Consider the following 17,686-nt stretch of genomic DNA (forward strand, 5'->3'; position numbering starts at 1 on the left):
TCAGTTTAAAACTCGAAAATATTAAATGGAGACGATTATAATTTCCATACCTGAAAACAGGGATTTTTTATAAGGAGGTTATACCCCTGATCAGCAGAGATCTCAGCACCCTGAACCACGAAGATTTCCAGGATATCGTTGACGTTATCCAGGCAGCCCATTACCGGGTAAGGCTGCCGGAGATGCGCGCCAAGATGGTCCGCTCCCTTCGACGGGTCTTCCGTGCCGAGGGGGTTGTTTTCTTCCTGGGCGACAGGGAGTTCAAAACGATTGACAATGCCGACCTGGTCGGGGCGGGTATGAACCTCCATTACCTGGATCGGTGGGTCCGCTGTTACAGCCGGTCTGACCCGTTTCAGCAGGAAGCCCATTTCCGGAGTACGGTCTGCAAGGTTGATGATATCCTGCCCTACAAACGCTGGGTGAACCTACCGATTTATAACGAATTTTATCGACCCCAGAACATCCACTATAAACTCTCCATTTCTCTGCGCTCCAACGCCAGGGTCCTGGGATTGATCGGGTTGTTTCGGCCAAAGGATCAGGCCGACTTTTCCCGCCGGGATGTGGCCAAGGCCCGTATTCTGGCCCCTCATCTGACTACCGCCCTGGAGAACAGTATCCAATTCACGGAAATGGATGAGTCGAAAAAATGGTTTGGGGGGTGGGGGGATAAACTGCCATCCTTCGGGATTATCATTCTGAATTATGACCTGCGGCCGGTTTATTGGAATTCCAGCGCCGATGCCTTTTGCGGAATGCTTTGCCCGGAACAGGCGCCTCATCCCGACGCAATAAACCTGGGAGGCGTCTCTATCCCCCCCGAAATCGTACGGGATTGCTTGTCCCTTAAAGGGCTTTTCCAAAACGGCCTTGAATCGGCTGCGCTGCGCCGTCAGAGGATTATGGAGTCCGGACCCAACAGAAAATTTCAGATCAATGCTTCCCTGGTCGAGCACGCCCTCGGGGAACGGTCCGCTCTTAGATTTGTAATCTACATGCTGGACTTTTCAGAAACCGGCCCAGGCCGGGAAGAGGTATTAAAAGAAAAATATCAGCTCACCAGAAGGGAAATCGCCATAGCCCACTGCGTCAGCCAGGGCCTGACCAACGATGAAATCGGCGAGCGGCTTTATATCAGCCGGTTTACTGTGGAGACCCATTTAAAGAACATTTTCGACAAAACCAAAGTGAAAAACAGAACCAGCCTGGCCGGCCTGTTGCAATCCGTTTGAAAAAAAACAGTGGTTCAGGCGAAAGCAGAGCCCTGCAAACCGATGAGAAGGTAAAACGATCCTATCTGGGATGTGTTCCGGAGAAGCTCTTTGGTCACCGGGGTTTCGCTGGCCGGCAGGACCTTAGCACCGCATCATGACCCGCCGTTCAGAAGCTGTCCGTTATTTGTACACGCCGTATTCCCTGGTGAAATCGATCATGGCGTGCACCGTCTCTGCCTTGCCTTCATCCATGACCGTGCCGAAGGCCATGATATAGCCGCCGCCTCTACCGGCAACATCGATAAGTTCCTGGCAATACGCTTTCACCTGATCGGAGGTGCCGGTTAGTATCATGCCTGAAGGAACGTTTCCGCCGATACAGAGCCTGTCCCCGATGGTTTCCTTGACGGTTGCCATGTCTGTCCGGTCGAATATCCAGAAACAGGAGCCCTTGGGCAGTTCTTTCAGATAGTTGAGCCGCTTGCCGTATGATCCTTCGGCGAATAAGTAAGGCACACACCCCTCGGAGGCCAGTCCGAGAATGAGCGCCTTGAGGGAAGGCCAGTAGAACTTGGCGAACTGGGCATCGGACATGAACCCGTCAGCCCCTTTATGCAGGGGGATAAATATCACGGGATTTCCGCTCGCAGAGGCCGCGTTCACACCCTGTTTGATTGCCAGCGGGGTCAGCTTCTCAACGGCTTTTAATACCCTGTCGGGTTTTCTATACATGTCGAGCATCATTCCCCGCGTGCCCCTCAAGGTATCGGCAACAAGATCGAAGGGTGCTTTCGTGGCTCCGCCCATGCAAGACGGGAAGCCCATGGCTTTAGCTTCTGCTTCGAAAGCCGATACCTTTTGTATCCAGGTCATTGCTTCATCCCCGGCTTCCATCAGCGCTTTCAGTGCCTGCTGGACCGGCGGAGTGCCAAAGGGAATCATGTGTATCGAAACCCCTATTATCTCCCACAGATCGGTAAAGGAAGGGATATTTTTCAGGGGTTCCAAGGCCCCTAAGGCGCGTGGTATCAGCGTTCTGGCCCAGAAATTCGATGGGTCGTCTATCAGGGTTTCATAGTCTTCGACGCGCATGTATTCGCCTTCAGCGTATTGATAACCTGAGGTTTCGGGAACACCATGACCGGGCCATTTATACTGTTTGTAATCAAGGATTTCGAGAATCCTGCCCGACCCGATGGCCACAGGGCTCGCCAGGTAGTCCGGTTGGTAATCTATCAGAAACCGTTTATTGGCCGAGATTAATTTGTCCGTATCGTACATGGCTTCGTAGGGTGTTACCCCATATAGATGGGCCGGCATGAAGGTGCCGAACACATGCACGGGCACGCGGTCCGGGGTCTTTTCCATCTGAACCACATCAATGAACCTCTTTACTGCCGCCTTGTATTGGGTTTCAGCTTCAGGGCTTTGAAACCTGACATCTTCTGCCGAAAGCCATGTCTGAAATCTGCTTTCCCGCTTTTCGGCCGCCGACATCTCTGCCCACGTCTTTCCCATGTTGCTACCTCCCGTTGGATTATGGCGCACTGAAACGGCAGGCGCCATCCTCGCCTAATTTACTTTACAGCTATTTGCAGGGGATTAGAGGGAAGGGGCGGACCAAAGCCCCTTCCCGATTGGTTTACAATTTTTTGTCCATAACGGCCCGGGCGATATACTCGAAATCGGTTACGGAAATCGTTCCTTTGATGATATTGGACTCCTCTTTGACGATCTGGAGCATCTGTTTCATCTCTTCTTCACTGGCCTCCAGCCCCAAACGGTTCAGAACGAACCGGATGTTGGCCATGCCGCTGCCCTTGCCCAGACCGTATTCAAAGTCCGTCTTTCCGATGACCTTGGGGGCGAAGGCCGCTCCCATCCACAGGCCGGCCTGAAAGGCCTTCTGTTCAGCATGGACGGCCGTGCCGATGATCTTCATATAATAAAAATCCCCGGTCACCGGTTTGGTCCCGGCCGGCCGGTAGCGGCTGATCTTTTCCGCTAATTTGGAGATCCGGGTCACCTTGGTGAGATCGATACCGGTCTTGATGCCGAAGAGGATTTCCAGCGTGGCGGCGATCTCGTCAATAGCGATGTTGCCCTCCCGTTCCCCCATGCCGCACAGGGCGGTGTGGACACAACTGGCGCCGTTCATGATGGCCTCCAGGGCGTTTGCCACCCCCAGTCCGAAGCCGTTATGATTATGGATTTCGAAGTTGGTCTCCGGAAAGAATTCCTTGAGCTTCTTAAAGGTATAGGCCGTTCCATAGGGGGTCATTACCCCAAAGGTATCGACAAAGACGATGGCATCGATCTTGACCCTGTCGAGGAGGTCGGCATACAGCTTTCTGAGGTAGTGGATCGGGGTCCTCGAAGCATCCCATCCCATGAAATAGGCCTTCATCCCGTTGGCATTGGCGATCCTGAAGGCCTCGCTGAGACGCTCCACCGTCTGGCTATGGTCCAGGCCATAGACGTGTTTACATACATAGGGGTTGACGCAATGCTCGATAAGGACCGACCGGGTCCCTAATTCCTCGGCCAGTTTCAGGTCGTCTTTGTGGGCCCTCAGGAAGGCAATAATCTCGGCCTTCAAGTCCATCTTCAGGACCTCTTTAAAAGAATCGCGGACATCCTCGGAAGAGATCGGCATACCGAATTCGATCCGGTCCGCACCCAGATAGTCCAGCTCCACAGCCAGTTTAATCCTTTCGTCGGGTTTGAAGACTACATCCGGTGTCTGCTCCCCATCCCTCAGGGTGACGTCGTGGATCAGCACCTTTTTGGCGACCCTGGACCGGTCATAGGCCTCCGGTACAAAGTTCATCGGCGAAAGCCAGTAAGTATTTTTTTTAAAATAGGGAACATTTTCCAAAGGATATCCCTCATAATTCCAGTCCATCATAAAACCTCCTTGTTTTAAGTAAAAATAAAGTTGCAAGTTGCAAGATACAAGTTTCAAGCATAAAAAACCGCCTGATGGCTATGGACAATAGGCAATGGGCTATGGGCTATAGGCTAAGGTTTACCGTGTACGGTTTTCCTTAAACCTTAAACCTTGGACCTTATACCTTGAACCTTTATTCATCCCCAATAACCCAGACATGCACTTCACCCGGTCCATGGACCTCCCGGGTCAATACCCCTTCGATGTCGCCTGTCTGACTCGGGCCGCTGATCAGGGTGATGCAGACCGGGACAGGGGCCGTCGCTGCATTCAGCTTCTGGCACAGGTCAGTGAGGCGGGACAGAATCTTCGATCGGGGAAGAAAAAACCCGACGGCCGGGGGCAGGCTGGAGACATCCCGCCGGCGATCTCCACCGGTCTCGATCACCAGGGTGCCTGTCTCCGCCAGAGCCCACTGGGCCTCATCAAGACCGAAAGCGGCTGTGGCCGCATTATCGGTCCAATAGTCTTTCAAACCCTCCCACCAAAGGACCCGAATGGCCGCCACACCAGTCCAGCCCATTTCCGATACGAGCCTCTGCACACCTTTCCTGGCCTCTTCCCGGGTTTCCACCTGATGGACCGTTACACCGATGTCAGTGGCCTGTTGTCTGAAAACCCGGGTGCGCTCCTCAAGGTCCTCGAAAAAGAGATGGGAAGGCGGCTGCCACCGCGGGAGCGGTAAGGGCGGGGAATTTGTCCGCCCCAGGGATTCACGGACCTTTCTCAAAAATTCGGCACGTTCCATCAACTATCCTTTTTCGTTCCGGCCGGAGGCTTTTCTACCCTCTTCTTCCCACCAGTCATGAAAGCTCTGTTTTGGCGGTGCTGGCAGATTGCGGCTGGCTGACCACTTCTTCAACAGGCCGGGGCCTTTGACGATCTGGCCCTCTTTCGCCCAAAAACGGAGTACCGCCTTGACCAGCCTCAATGCCTTATTGTAAAACCAGGGGTGTCCCATCACCGTCCCAAAGATTTGAAAAGCCAATTTTTCTGACTCCGGCCTGGCCCCTTTTTGAACAAGGTCCTGCCGTAGATCAGCCAAAAAATCGGTCAGCGGAATCCGGGCCGGACAGACCTCCTGGCAGGCCCCGCAGAGACTTGATGCGAAAGGAAGTTCCGGCCACTTCTCCAGGCCTTCGATAAGGGGGGTTAAAACCGCGCCGATGGGGCCCATGTAAACCGATCCATAAGCGTGGCCCCCGATCTGACGGTATACGGGACAAACGTTTAAACAGGTGGCACACCGGATGCAGTGAAGCACCGGCTGATACCGGGTGCCGAGAAGGCGGGAGCGGCCGTTATCGACGATCACGACATGAAGCTCCTCTGGCCCATCCTGGTCCTCAGCCCTTTTCGGACCCGTAATGGCCGTAACATAAGCGGTGCTGTCCTGGCCGGTGGCCGACCGGGGCAGGACACTCAACAAGACATCGAAACTTTCCCAGTCGGGGACAAGCCTTTCCATACCCATGATGACGACGTGGGTCCTGGGCAGGCCGCTGCTCAACCGGCCGTTTCCTTCATTGGTAACCAAAACCACCGTACCCGTTGAGGCCACACCGAAATTGGCTCCGGTGATTCCCATATCGGCGGCCAGAAATTTCTTGCGCAATTGGGTCCGGGCAAAGCGGGTCAACTCCCGGGCATCGGAGCCGACCGGCTGACCGGAGACCCTGGAAAAAAGGTCGCGAATCTGCTCCCGGTTCTTATGAATGGCCGGGCCGAGGATATGAAAGGGTCGGTCACCGGCCAATTGGATGATGTATTCTCCCAGGTCCGTTTCCACGGTTTCAACCTGGTCCTGCTCCAGGGCTTCATTGAGGCCTATTTCCTCAGAGACCATGGACTTGCCTTTGACGACCCGTTTTACCCCTTTCTGTCTGGCTAACTGCACGACATATTCAGTCGCCTCGCCGGCTGTGGCGGCGAAAAATATCCTGGCCCCTTTTCCCTCGGCCTTGGCGGCGAATTGTTCCAGGTAATGGTCCAGGTGACTTACGGTGTGGGCCCGGATGGCTTCCGTCCGGTCGCGCCATTCTTCCCAGGCGGGAAACCTGGTCGTGGCTATCCTCCTTCGATCCCGCATCCCATCCTGGGCCCGGCGCAAGGCTTGCCGCTGGAAATCCCGGCCCAGGGCAGTTTCCACTCTCTGATCAAAAGGACCCATCAGCTTATCGTCCATGGGGCAACCATCCCTCATCCAGGAGCTGGGCCAGGTGCATGACGCGAACCGGATGGGCCTCCCTCTGAAGGCGGCCGCCGATGTTCATCAGGCAGCTCATGTCCAGGCTGACGAGCAGATCAGCTCCGGTCTCGAGAATGTGTTCAACTTTTTCGTCCACCATGGACGTCGAGATCCGGGGCATCTTCACGGCGAAGGTCCCCCCGAAACCGCAACAATCTTCTGCGCCTGGCAAAGGGACTACTTCCAGTCCCCGGACCATCTTCAGGATTTTTTCAGGTCCATCCGAGACTCCCAGCCAGCGCCTGGTATGGCAACTGTTGTGGAAGGTTGCCCGGCCACGGACCTCCACGGGCAGTGCTTCGACCTTAAGGACCTCGGTAAGGAATTCCGAGAATTCATAGGTTTTAACTGCCAATGTTTCCGCCTCTCTTTCCTCCGGTCGGCCGCTGAAGAGGCGGGGGTAGTTGTGACGGATCATGCCCACACACGATCCGGAAAGGGAAACCACGTGACTGCTGCTGCGAAAGGCCCGGATCATGGCCCGGGCCGACTTTCTGGCCTCTTCAGGATAGCCGCTGTTGAAGGCCGGTTGTCCACAACAGGTTTGTTCCTTCGGAAACTCTACCGTTACGCCGAGCTTCCGAAGGACCCGGACCGCGCTTTTTCCCACCTCGGGAAAAAGCCCATCGCACAAACAGGTGATCATCAGGGAAGCCTGCATCGAATTAACAGACTCCAAGGTATTGTTGCATGAGTGCTCCATTGGCCTTTAAATGGTCGGCCGTCCCTTCGTAAACAATCGACCCTTTATCAATCGCGTAAACCCGGTCGCTGACGCCCAGGGCAAACTCGGCATTTTGTTCGGCCAATAGGATGGTCACCCCTTTTTCTTTAAGTTCCCTGATTTTGGAGGCCAGGCTTTGCACGATCACCGGTGCCAGACCGGCCGTGGGCTCATCGAGCAGCAACAGTTCAGGCCCTCCCATCAGGGTTCTGGCAATGGTCAGCATCTGCTGCTCTCCTCCGCTCAAATTCCCTCCTTTCTGGCCGCCCAGGTCCTTCAGTTTAGGGAAAAGTTGATAGATCTCTTCGAACATCGTCTTGGGCTTCTTCTCCCGCCAGCCTAATTCCAGGTTTTCCCGAACCGTAAGATCGGAGAATATCCAACGATGTTCCGGAACAAACCCGATCCCCATCTGAACGATCTGGTAGGACTTTTGACCCCCAATCTCCCGGCCTTTAAATTGGACACTCCCTGACCGCGGCCGAGTCAGGCCGATGATACTTGAGAGCGTCGTCGTTTTCCCGGCCCCGTTTCTTCCCAACAGGCAAACCACTTCCTTTTTCTGAACCTGCAGGGAAACCTTGAAAATGGCCTGAAAGATATCGTAATAGGTGTCGATCTCCTTAACATTGAGCAGCATCTTTTTCTCTCCCGAAATAGACTTCCTGGACCCTAACATTGGTCCGGATTTCCGCCGGGGTCCCGGCGGCGATGACCGCTCCGAAATTCATAACCGTCAGATAAGAAGCGATACTGAAAACCATATCCATCTTGTGCTCGGTAAACAGGATAGTCAGGGATTTTTCCCCGGAAATCTTCTGGATGAGTTCGATAGTCTCATTCGTTTCCACCGGAGACATCCCGCAGGTCGGTTCATCCAACAGTAAAAGCTCAGGGGCCGAGGCCAGGGTAATCCCCAGTTCAAGCCTTTTGCGGTCTCCGGCCGAAAGCACCCCGGCAATCTCCTTTGACCGGTCCGTCAATCGGACCATGGCCAGGCATTCTTCCGTTTGCTCCAGGACCAGTTTTTTTGAGGGAGAATAGAAATTCAGGCCATATCCTCTTGAATACAATACGGCCGCCTGGACGTTTTCGAATACCGTCAGCCTGGGAAATATCTTGGTCACCTGGAAAGACCTCCCCAGGCCCATAGGGATGATCCTCTGAGGGCGAAACCGGGTAATGTCTTCCCCTTTAAAAAAAACCGAGCCGGTATCGCTCCGGTAGTATCCGCTGATCAAATTGAATAGCGTGGATTTTCCGGCCCCGTTAGGTCCGATCACGCAGTAAATCTGACCCCGGGACACTTCCAGATCGACCTGGGCCACCGCTTGTACGCCACCGAAAGATTTGGATAACGCCTTGACTTCTAAAATAGCCATGGACTTTCAGTCCTTTCTCTGCCAGGAGGTGTATTTATCGACCACGAGACCGGCAACCCCTTTCGGGCAAAAAAGGACGATAAGGACCAGAATCGTCCCCATGGTAAATAGCCAGTACTTCATGTAAGAGGTGACAAAGGTACTGAGGAGGACCATGATGGCCGCCCCCACAGCCGGACCGAGGAAAAGGTTCATGCCCCCTAGTACGCTCATAAGCACCACTTCTCCGGAAAAGGTCCAGGAAAGTATATCCGGGGCCACGGAGGTTTCCAGAAAAGCGTAGAGAACACCTGCCACACCGGCAAAAAAGGCCGAGGTCACAAAAGCGATAAAACGGTATTGCTGCCCTTTCATCCCGATAAAGGTAGCCCTTATGGGGTCTTCCTTCAGCGCTCTCAGCAGCAAACCATAAGGAGAGCGGACGATCCTCCAAACGGCATAGAGGCAGAGGACCGTGACGGCCAAAGCAAAAAAATACAAATTGATATAGCTGGCCTCCGTAGAAATAAAGGCCGGGACCGGAATCCCCTGGACTCCGTCATCACCGAAAGTAAAGCTCCGCCACTTGAAGGCTGCGGTGTAAGCGATCTGACAGAAGGCAATAGTAATGGTGGCGAAATAAAAGGCCCCCTGGACGCGGACGCTGAAAAAGGCGGCGATCATGCCGGCAAGGGCAGCGGCAACAGGACCGGCCAACATAGCCAGGACAGGCGGAAAGGAGGTCTTTACCAGAAGGAGAGCACAAGTATAGGCGCCGATCCCGAAAAAGGCGGCGTGGCCTAAGGACATCATACCTCCGTATCCCAATACCAGATTGAAACTGGTCGCAAAAAGGATCCAGATAATCACCTTAGTCGCCAGGAAAAGATAGTAAGGGGAAAGACCTTTTTCCAGGATATAGGGAAGGATGACCAGGGCAAGGCCCAGAATGAAGCATCCAAACCAGCGCATCCCCTTATTATCGGTTTGTTCTTTTTTTTGATCCTTTTTCAAAATACCTCCGAAAAATGCGGTGCAAGGCATACGGTTTAAGATTTCCCTTTGAGCTTTACGCTTTCAGCCTTGCGCCTTGCACCTTGCACCGTAGACCTTAAACTTTGACCGGTGACGACTTGCCGAGAAGCCCGTTGGGCCTGACGACGATTACGATCCCACCTAATATATAGATAAATGCCATGGCATACTGGGGGAGCACGAGGATCCCGAAGGAATACATCATGCCGGCGATCAAGGCCCCCAGGAGGGCTCCCCAGACATTTCCCAGGCCACCGATAATGGCGACGGTGAAGCATTCAGCGATGATCTCCGTATCCATCCCCAGAGAGATTCGGACAGCCGGCGCTATGGTTGCCCCTGCCAGTCCTCCCAGGAAAGTCGCCATCATGAAGACGATGGTAAAGAGACGGTTCGCGGGGTAACCCAAGAGTCCCACCATCTCCCGATGTTCTGCGGCACCCCTCATAAGTTTTCCGAGGTTTGTCCTGTTGAGCATGAGCCACATAACAACGGCGATCGCTCCGCCAAGGCCGATAATGAAAAGATGGTAGGCCGGAAACTGGTGACCGAGAACAATGACTGATCCCGCCATATATGACGGGAGACTAACCATCCTGAGATCGACCCCCCAGATCATTCTTACCGCGTCGCTGAAGACGAAGACAAGACCGAAGGTCAAAAGCATCTGCAGCAGGTGTTCCTTTTCATAGATGCGACGGAGCAGAAAAACCTCGACGACTCCTCCCAGAACGGCAGTCAGGCTCGGTACAATGAGAAAGGCCGCCCAAAAGCCGAAGGAGCCGGCCAGCAGGGTGGTCGCCGTGAAGGCCAGGTACGCCCCCATCATGTAGAAGGAACCATGGGCGAAATTAATAACCCGCATGACTCCGAAAACGAGGGTCAGCCCCGAGGCCATGATGAAAAGGATCATGGCCCGGCTGAGGCCGCTCACAAATTGGGCAAAAAGCATGGCATCGGAAAAAATCATGTTCCAGCATCCCTCAACTTTTAAAATTCCAACTCAAAGAATCCTGATGAATTATTCAGCATCCACCAGCATCCAGCATCTACCCCCCCTATTTGCGGTCTTTTCTCGCTGCTACGATCTCCTCACAGGTGGGAGTGATCTCTTTTACGTGCGCGGTGTAGATGTCCTTCATGATGGGAAAGGGATAGTTGGGAACGTTGGCAATCTGTCCCCAGAAGACCGGGGCCAACACCTGATGATCGTAGGCCCGCATCGTCTGGGGACCGCTGGCCGTCTGAATGGTGAGACCCTCCAGGGCCTTGATGACATCTTCCGTCCTGGCACTTTTTGCCTTCAGCATGGCTTCTATGAGGAACCTGGCGCCTGAGTAACCAGCGAGCACGCCCTCCCCCGGATATTGCTGGGGATCACCTTTCTGAGTGGTGTAGTCCACGTATCTCTTGCGGAACTCCTTATTTGCCGGTATTTCAGGATAATACCAGAAATAGCTCAACCCGGAATAGGCGCCGACGGGGTAGCTTTCCTTCAACACCTGGGCAAACAGGGGATCAGCAAGCCAATAGTGGAAGTAGGCTACCTTATCAAAAAGACCAAACATCTTTGCTTGCTTCGGGAAGGGTATATGGGATGCTCCTCCGAAACAGCCGAAGACGGCGTCCGGTTTCTGCGCCATGACCGAACTGAGGTAAGGCGTATAGTCCGTCTCTCCCAATTTGACCCATGATTCCCCTACGATGACCGCGTTGGGATTGGCCTTTTTAAGCCCTTTTTTAAAATTATCCGCCAGGGAATGGCCCAGCTCAAAATCATCCCCGATAATATACCACTTCTTATAGGGTTTGGAGCCTGCGAAAGCGCCGCCCGACTGCCCGACGATGTCCGCACTCTGACAGGACCGAAAGACGTAGCGATGCCCCAGTTCACCGGTCAGGCGGTGAGTATAGGCGGCATGGACCATGAAGATCTTCTTCTTGGTTTTCGCGAATTCCGATACCGCCAGGGCTGCGCTGCTGTTGATCGTACCGGCCAGGAAGTCCACGTTTTCTTTCAGGACCAGTTCCCGGGCATGGGCCAGGGCCTCATCGGCCTTAAACTTGTCGTCCCGGGTAATGATCTCGATCTTACGTCCGTTCAAACCGCCCTTGGCGTTAAACTCGTCTATGGCCAGTTGCCAGCCGCTGAGGGCCAGCTTGGTGATAAAGGAGGTCGCCCCGCTGTATGAATCGATCATACCGATCTTAATCGGCGCTTCACAACGACCGGTCTGTGGCCCGGCTAAAATGATTAACCCCGCCAGAACGATCCCCACCAGACACACATTAAAAAATCTTTTTTTGAATTCCATGATTTTCCTCCTTTAGTACGAAAATAGATTCCGATTTCGGATTTTAAATTTTCGATATTCGGTTTTTCATGCTTCGTGGCGCTCGCCCCGGGCATGAGGGGTTAATAAAAAAGGGTCTTTAGCTTAATCTTTCCGGCCCCACTTGGCCATCCACTTTGATTTTACTTTTACATTAACCGTGTAAATCGGCCATTCCCCGTTGAGGGCCCGCACCACCTGGGTCATGGGTCTTTGATGCAGTTCCTTATCAGCCGTCACCGAATACCAGGCACTATGCCCGGTGAGAATCACATTAGGCATGGTGAGCAAGGCATTGTCCGAAGTCATAGGTTCATCAATGGTAACGTCAATACCGGCCCCGGCAATAAGACCTTCCCGTAAGGCCTGAATCAGCCCCCCCTGATCGACACATCCCCCCCGGGAGGTATTGATAAAATAGGCGGTGGGTTTCATCTTCTTAAATTCCTGATAGCCGAACAAATTGCTCGTTTCAGAGGTGAGGGGGGTGTGGGTGCTGATGAAATCCGATTCCTTAAGCAGCGTTGCGAAATCAACCGGCTGGATACCGCGGCTTTCCATCACCGGGCCGAGGACATAGGGGTCATAAGCAATCACCCGCATCCCCAATCCCTTGGCTTTCAGAGCCGTGGCCGTGCCTATCTTGCCCAGACCGACGATGCCCAGGGTCTGATCCCGCATCCGGAAGATGGGATGGACGATGGCCATCAAGGACTTTCGGTCTATGGTCAGAACAACCGGTTTTTCCCGGACCGCCTTATCGATCTGGAGCAGCCGATGCCCCAGAGCCAGCATTAAGGTTATGGCCGCACCGGAGACTTCGTCGAGGCAGTAATCAGGCACGTTGGTAATTGCTATCCCGAGGTCGGTGGCGGCCTCCAGGTCGGTTTTGTCGTACCCGATGCCGACCCCGGCAATCAGGCGGCATTTGGGAAGGGCGCTCAGCAGGCGCCGATTAAAAGGATGGATGGAGACCACACCGATAATAGCGTCGGCGTCATGGGCCTGGGCGATAATCTCCTCTTCCGTCATCCAGACCCCTTTGACCAGGGTTGCCCCCAAGGGGTCCAGCAGTTCATCTCCAAAATCGACACCCGGCATGGCGATAATATTAACTACCTTCAAACCCATAAACTACCTCCTTTTGTCAGGTTCTTAAATTAGCACTCTGGGGATTTCTTTTACGTCATTCCGGCAAAAGCCGGAATCCAGGTTCCTCAAACGCAAGCCAGTAATGCTCGTTTTACCAGGGTTTTGGCGATTTGGACCATATACCGGTTACAGCTCATAGGCTTTGCCCCGGCCACGGCCACCTCGCCGGCGGCTTCAGCGGTTGTTTCATCAATCCGTTTTCCAAGGATAAATTTTTCGGCCTCCTCGGCCTTGTAGGGTTTGACATAGACCGCATTCAGGCAGATCCTGGCGGCACTGACGTTCCCGTCGATGGTGCTGATCAGGACCGCACAGTTCACTATGGGAAAATCAATCGTTTTCCTTATAGCAAATTTAAGGAAGGCGCTTCGCGATTGACCCGATGGTTTCGGCACCCGTATTTCCTTGACGATTTCATCATGATCCAGGACCGTGGTTTTTCGCACCCCTACAGCGAAAAAATCTTCGGCCTTTATGGTTCTCTTGGAGGTTTCTATCCTGCCGTCCAGGGCGATGAGGGCCGGGGCCGTGTCGCTGGGATGAACGGCATAGCAGCCCTGCTTCACACTGCCGCCGAAGATGGAGTGATATCTGTTGTCCCCCTCAATGGCGTAGCATCGGCCGCCGCCTTTTCTAAGACAGGGAAATCTGTTCTGAGGATTCCGGTAATACCAGCAGCGGATGTCCTGGCAGATATTGCCTCCTATGGTGCCCATCTCCCTCAGGTGAGGAGAAGCCGTTCGATGGGCCGCCTCGGCCAGTGCTCCATAACCGGCCTTGACCGTCATATCTTTAGCAATATCCTCCAGCCTGGTGAGGGCGCCTATCTTCAATCCATCCCCGTCTTCACGAATATAATCCAGACCGGGAACGGTCTTGATATTAATCAGGGCTTCGGGATAACGGGGAAGGATCTCATCCTTCATCCGTCCCAGAATATCGGTACCCCCGGCGATAATCTCCGCCTTGTCACCGAACCGTCTCAGCGCTGAAACGGCTTCGTCGATAGTCTGAGCGTCAACGTGTGCAAATGTCCTCATTCTGTCCTCCCATTAATGCGCAAAGAGCATAGAGCCTGGTGTAAAAACAGGTGTCTCTTCCTATGCAATCACATCCTGCCCTCGACCCTTTGCTTTATGCCTTATGCTGTCTTCCCCAAAGCCCTCAAAATCTTGTCAGGGGTAATCGGAAAGTCATCCACCCAGACCCCCAGGGCGTTGTAAACCGCCGGACCGAGAAGGGGGGGCAGGACCGTCGCCACATCCTCCCCAATACCGACGGTCCCATAAGGCCCATACCCCATGCCCGTCTCCACCAGAATCGTATCAACCGGACCGCAATCGAGCATCGTGGCTATCTTATAGTCCAGAAGGTTACCGTTCAGCATAACACCCGTGGCCGGGTCATGGACGACTTCTTCGCTCCTGGCCCGGCCGACGGCCATAAAAGTCCCGCCGTACTGCTGGGCTTCGCAGCCCTCCCAACTGATCACCTTACCCACGTCATTCACATTGACCACCCTGGTAATCTCCACCTCGCCGGTTTCGGTATCCACTTCGACCTCCATAAAATGGGCCTGCCGGCAAAGACGCAGCCGTATGTGGGCATAGGCCCCTTCCTGGACCTGCCAGCCATAGGCAAAGAGCGGGGGCGAATAGGACATCCTCGGCAAGGCCTGCTCATGGCCTATTTTCATCTCCCCCATACTCATAGGCCCCCCGATCCCAAGGGGTCCCACATATTCCGCCAGGCTCATTCGCTTCGCTGGATCGGCCTTGACGTAAATCACACTGTCCTGGATATCAAGATCTTCGGGTTTCAGGCCGGGGAAAGGGGCGGGAAAATTTCCCCGCTGCGATACCCCCCTGGGGCTTGTGGCCGCTTCAAGGATCCGTCTTTTCAGGATCCGGGCCGCGTTCCGGATGGCGAATCCGTTTACCGCCAGGTTGGTGGAGGAATCAGGAGTATGGGGAAAGAAACCGGTATCATGCTGGGGTCGATAGTAAACATCCTCCACCCGCATTCCGAGCTCATCAGCGGCGATCTGACAGTAAGAAGTTTCAGCATTCTGACCGCCATCGGCCCTCATTCCGAGGATGCTCGCCGTTCCGTCGCTCCGTTCGATACGTATGGCGATTTCGCTCGACCCGGCTGAATCTTCCCATTCATGGGTCCAGGTAAAGGCCAGGCCGTGCATCCGGCCGTTGGAGAGTTTTCTTTCTCCGGGTCTGTGCCGTTTCGCATCCCATCCTATAGCCGCCTTGCCCTTATCGATACATTCTCTGAGGCTGTCTCTGACCGGAAAGCTCAGTTCTTCTTTTTGTTTATTGAGCCATCCCATGTCGTGCCCCTCGGCCCCATCATTTTTTAGCGCCACGTCTATGGGATCGAGGCCCAGGGCATTGGCCACATGATCAAAGACCATGGTCAGGGCAAGGGTATTAGGGGCCTGTTCGCACCGGACCGGAACGGTCGGCCCCTTGTTGATCATGACGGCCTGCAGTTTTCCATAGAGGTTCGGGATTCTGGTATTCTCCATCAGGTGGCCGATGATCCCGAAAACAGGCGCATCCTGATTACTCATGACCGCCTTGGCCTTCACCGCCGTAATGGTCCCGTCCTTTCTGGCTCCGACAGTAAAGGAGTAGAACCCGGCATCGGCCTGGGCGCCGTAGAAATCCTCTCTGCGGGTGAATAGCCACTTAACGGGCCTTCTGGTCCTCCTGGCGGCTACGGCGGCGCAATAGGTCCCTCCCAGGTTCCAGTGCATCTGGCTCCAACCGCCGAAGCTGGCCCCCTGATAGAGGCAGTGCAACTGGATCCTGTTTGTCGGAATGCCTCCGAACCAGGTGGCAATGGCCCGCTTGCAGATATGCGGCCGCTGCTGCTTGACCCAGACTTCCGGGTAATCTCCGTTCCATTTGAATACGCCGCAGGGGCGCTCCGGTCCTATCCAGGTGTGGTAAGATCGCCGGCACTGGAACTCGATGACCCGGTCTGCTTCTCTTAAACCCTTTTCAACGTCGCCCCGTTGATGCACGTCGAGACCTTCATTATAGACATTGCCGTTGGGAAATAACTCGGGGATGGTCAGAGGAGCGCCGGGCTCCGCAGCCTTCTCCGGATCCAGGAGAAAAGGGCGCTGCTCCCACTCCACCCGGATGAGCTTCAGGGCCTGCTCGGCGATCTCTTCCGTTTCAGCCGCAATGGCTGCCCCGATCTCCTGACCCTCAAAGTAGGCGATGTGCGGTATAGGGGGCTCGCTGGATGGAAAATGGCCGCCCAGATCGGCAGTCGGTGGTAACTCCGGATCATCATACCGCAGCACCACCCGGACGCCGGGCAGCGACTCGGCCCGGCTGGTATCCAGGCGCACAACCCTGGCATGGGGATGGGGAGAGGTCAGGAATCTCATAAAAAGCATTCCCGGCAGATGGACATCCATGGTATAGATAGCGGCCCCGTTGGCCTTCTCCACCCCATCGATCCGGCGAATACCCCGCCGGCCGATATGGGTGTAGGCATCCAGGGGATATTGATCCGCCCGGATATTATCTACGAGTTCGAGAACCTTTTTTATTGTATCTTGGCTCATTGCCTGCTTTTGAGAATTAAGCCCTCAGGCCCTCCCGGGGCGTCGTTAATCATGAAAATGGAATAAAAAGAAGCTATAGCCTGGATTCCCGCCTTCGCGGGAATGACGGGTTATTACGAGACCATCATAAGTTTTTTTCTATCCCTTGTTTGCTTCTCACCTCGTGCCTCTTGCCCGGTTTTTTTCCATCACCCTCCACTTAAAGGGGCCAGGACGTGCATTTCATCTCCCTCTTTCAAGACCTTGCCTCGATCGGAGGGAATCCCGTTCAAAATAACAAATACATTGATCCGTTCCGGAAAGTGTAACCTTTGAAGGACCTGTTCCACGGTGGCCCCTTCCGGCACCTCCACCCGATCTCCCTTGAGAAAGTGCTCAGGAAATTTCACATAAAAACGAAGGACCGCACTCACTTTGACATCGATAACCATATTAAACTACAGTTCGGAATTCGGATTTCGGAATTCGGAGTTTAAAGTAAGGTATACGATTTTTTAAACCCTGAACCCTGAACCTTGAACCTATTTTCATTATCCCTTCCCCAACGCCTTCAAAACCTTATCCGGGGTGATGGGGAAATCATCGACCCAGACGCCCAGGGCATTATAGACGGCCGGTCCGAGAAGGGCGGGAACCACCGTGGCTATATCTTCACCGATGCCCACCGAGCCGTAAGGCCCATAGCCCAGGCCCGTCTCTACCAGAATCGGATCGATGGGACCGCAATCCAACATGGTGGCTATTTTATAGTCCAGAAGATTTCCATTAAGCAGGACGCCGGTCGACTCATCCCAGATAAACTCTTCGCTCCGCCCCCGGCCTAGGGCCATATAGGTCCCACCGTATTGCTGTCCTTCGGCCCCTTCGGGTGACATGACCTTACCCACGTCGTTTGCATTGACCACCCGCTTGATGTCGATCTCGCCCGTTTCGGTGTCCACTTCAATCTCCATAAAATGGGCCTGCCGGCACAAACGGTGCCTTCCCGCTTCGGTCCCGAATCGCCCCTGGCGATGATAAGCCCAGACATAGACCGGTTCCCGGGTAGTGTTCTGGATGCTGGCATATTCC

The 17,686-nt window shown here is 54.3% G+C and carries 16 protein-coding genes; 1 reads left to right on the top strand and 15 read right to left on the bottom strand.

The features are described 5' to 3' along the window. Positions 1–182 precede the first annotated feature (182 nt). Positions 183–1,235, top strand: coding sequence for a hypothetical protein (locus HY879_05045; GenBank protein MBI5602702.1), 1,053 nt, complete (start codon positions 183–185; stop codon positions 1,233–1,235). A 162-nt stretch (positions 1,236–1,397) separates the two neighbouring features. Here the strand turns inward: HY879_05045 and HY879_05050 are convergent, their stop codons facing one another. The 15 genes from HY879_05050 to HY879_05120 all read right to left on the bottom strand — a co-directional run. Continuing rightward, entirely contained in the window at positions 1,398–2,735 is a 1,338-nt protein-coding gene (locus tag HY879_05050; protein MBI5602703.1) for a uroporphyrinogen decarboxylase, read from the bottom strand. A gap of 124 nt (positions 2,736–2,859) precedes the next feature. Beyond that, positions 2,860–4,125 (bottom strand): hypothetical protein, encoded by a 1,266-nt coding sequence (locus HY879_05055; GenBank protein MBI5602704.1) that lies wholly within the window; start codon positions 4,123–4,125, stop codon positions 2,860–2,862. Positions 4,126–4,300: 175 nt separating this feature from the next. Beyond that, a complete protein-coding gene (locus HY879_05060; GenBank protein MBI5602705.1) occupies positions 4,301–4,915 on the bottom strand; it encodes an LUD domain-containing protein in 615 nt (204 codons plus the stop codon). A gap of 3 nt (positions 4,916–4,918) precedes the next feature. Then, positions 4,919–6,337 carry an iron-sulfur cluster-binding protein gene (locus HY879_05065; GenBank protein MBI5602706.1) on the bottom strand — a complete coding sequence of 473 codons (1,419 nt, stop codon included), beginning with the start codon at positions 6,335–6,337 and terminating at the stop codon, positions 4,919–4,921. 4 nt (positions 6,338–6,341) lie between these two features. After that, entirely contained in the window at positions 6,342–7,076 is a 735-nt protein-coding gene (locus HY879_05070) for a (Fe-S)-binding protein (GenBank protein MBI5602707.1), read from the bottom strand. 4 nt (positions 7,077–7,080) lie between these two features. Continuing rightward, on the bottom strand, positions 7,081–7,776 hold the full coding sequence (locus HY879_05075) for an ABC transporter ATP-binding protein (protein MBI5602708.1): 696 nt from the start codon (positions 7,774–7,776) through the stop codon (positions 7,081–7,083). Continuing rightward, positions 7,763–8,515, bottom strand: a complete 753-nt coding sequence (locus tag HY879_05080; GenBank protein MBI5602709.1) for an ABC transporter ATP-binding protein — start codon at positions 8,513–8,515, stop codon at positions 7,763–7,765. Before HY879_05080 ends, HY879_05075 begins: the two co-directional genes overlap by 14 nt. 12 nt (positions 8,516–8,527) lie before the next feature. After that, on the bottom strand, positions 8,528–9,514 hold the full coding sequence (locus HY879_05085) for a branched-chain amino acid ABC transporter permease (protein ID MBI5602710.1): 987 nt from the start codon (positions 9,512–9,514) through the stop codon (positions 8,528–8,530). Between the two features lie 97 nt (positions 9,515–9,611). Beyond that, a complete protein-coding gene (locus HY879_05090; protein ID MBI5602711.1) occupies positions 9,612–10,505 on the bottom strand; it encodes a branched-chain amino acid ABC transporter permease in 894 nt (297 codons plus the stop codon). Between the two features lie 88 nt (positions 10,506–10,593). After that, positions 10,594–11,850 carry an ABC transporter substrate-binding protein gene (locus tag HY879_05095; GenBank protein MBI5602712.1) on the bottom strand — a complete coding sequence of 419 codons (1,257 nt, stop codon included), beginning with the start codon at positions 11,848–11,850 and terminating at the stop codon, positions 10,594–10,596. Between the two features lie 123 nt (positions 11,851–11,973). Then, positions 11,974–12,999, bottom strand: a complete 1,026-nt coding sequence (locus HY879_05100) for a C-terminal binding protein (GenBank protein ID MBI5602713.1) — start codon at positions 12,997–12,999, stop codon at positions 11,974–11,976. Positions 13,000–13,085: 86 nt separating this feature from the next. Next, positions 13,086–14,060, bottom strand: a complete 975-nt coding sequence (locus HY879_05105) for an FAD binding domain-containing protein (protein ID MBI5602714.1) — start codon at positions 14,058–14,060, stop codon at positions 13,086–13,088. Between the two features lie 101 nt (positions 14,061–14,161). After that, on the bottom strand, positions 14,162–16,615 hold the full coding sequence (locus HY879_05110) for a xanthine dehydrogenase family protein molybdopterin-binding subunit (protein ID MBI5602715.1): 2,454 nt from the start codon (positions 16,613–16,615) through the stop codon (positions 14,162–14,164). Positions 16,616–16,803: 188 nt separating this feature from the next. Next, a complete protein-coding gene (locus HY879_05115; GenBank protein MBI5602716.1) occupies positions 16,804–17,046 on the bottom strand; it encodes a MoaD/ThiS family protein in 243 nt (80 codons plus the stop codon). 99 nt (positions 17,047–17,145) lie between these two features. After that, a partial coding sequence (locus HY879_05120) for a xanthine dehydrogenase family protein molybdopterin-binding subunit (GenBank protein ID MBI5602717.1) occupies positions 17,146–17,686 on the bottom strand: 541 nt, incomplete at its 5' end.

This window comes from Deltaproteobacteria bacterium (assembly GCA_016219225.1).
In the GTDB taxonomy this organism is placed as follows: domain Bacteria; phylum Desulfobacterota; class RBG-13-43-22; order RBG-13-43-22; family RBG-13-43-22; genus RBG-13-43-22.

Excerpts from the sequence above, each read along its gene's own strand:
- HY879_05090 (MBI5602711.1), bottom strand. The coding sequence starts at position 10,505 with ATGATTTTTTCCGATGCCATGCTTTTTGCCCAATTTGTGAGCGGCCTC.
- HY879_05055 (MBI5602704.1), bottom strand. The coding sequence starts at position 4,125 with ATGATGGACTGGAATTATGAGGGATATCCTTTGGAAAATGTTCCCTAT.
- HY879_05105 (MBI5602714.1), bottom strand. The coding sequence starts at position 14,060 with ATGAGGACATTTGCACACGTTGACGCTCAGACTATCGACGAAGCCGTT.
- HY879_05065 (MBI5602706.1), bottom strand. The coding sequence starts at position 6,337 with ATGGGTCCTTTTGATCAGAGAGTGGAAACTGCCCTGGGCCGGGATTTC.
- HY879_05095 (MBI5602712.1), bottom strand. The coding sequence starts at position 11,850 with ATGGAATTCAAAAAAAGATTTTTTAATGTGTGTCTGGTGGGGATCGTT.
- HY879_05070 (MBI5602707.1), bottom strand. The coding sequence starts at position 7,076 with ATGCAGGCTTCCCTGATGATCACCTGTTTGTGCGATGGGCTTTTTCCC.
- HY879_05060 (MBI5602705.1), bottom strand. The coding sequence starts at position 4,915 with ATGGAACGTGCCGAATTTTTGAGAAAGGTCCGTGAATCCCTGGGGCGG.
- HY879_05110 (MBI5602715.1), bottom strand. The coding sequence starts at position 16,615 with ATGAGCCAAGATACAATAAAAAAGGTTCTCGAACTCGTAGATAATATC.
- HY879_05100 (MBI5602713.1), bottom strand. The coding sequence starts at position 12,999 with ATGGGTTTGAAGGTAGTTAATATTATCGCCATGCCGGGTGTCGATTTT.
- HY879_05115 (MBI5602716.1), bottom strand. The coding sequence starts at position 17,046 with ATGGTTATCGATGTCAAAGTGAGTGCGGTCCTTCGTTTTTATGTGAAA.
- HY879_05045 (MBI5602702.1), top strand. The coding sequence starts at position 183 with ATGCGCGCCAAGATGGTCCGCTCCCTTCGACGGGTCTTCCGTGCCGAG.
- HY879_05050 (MBI5602703.1), bottom strand. The coding sequence starts at position 2,735 with ATGGGAAAGACGTGGGCAGAGATGTCGGCGGCCGAAAAGCGGGAAAGC.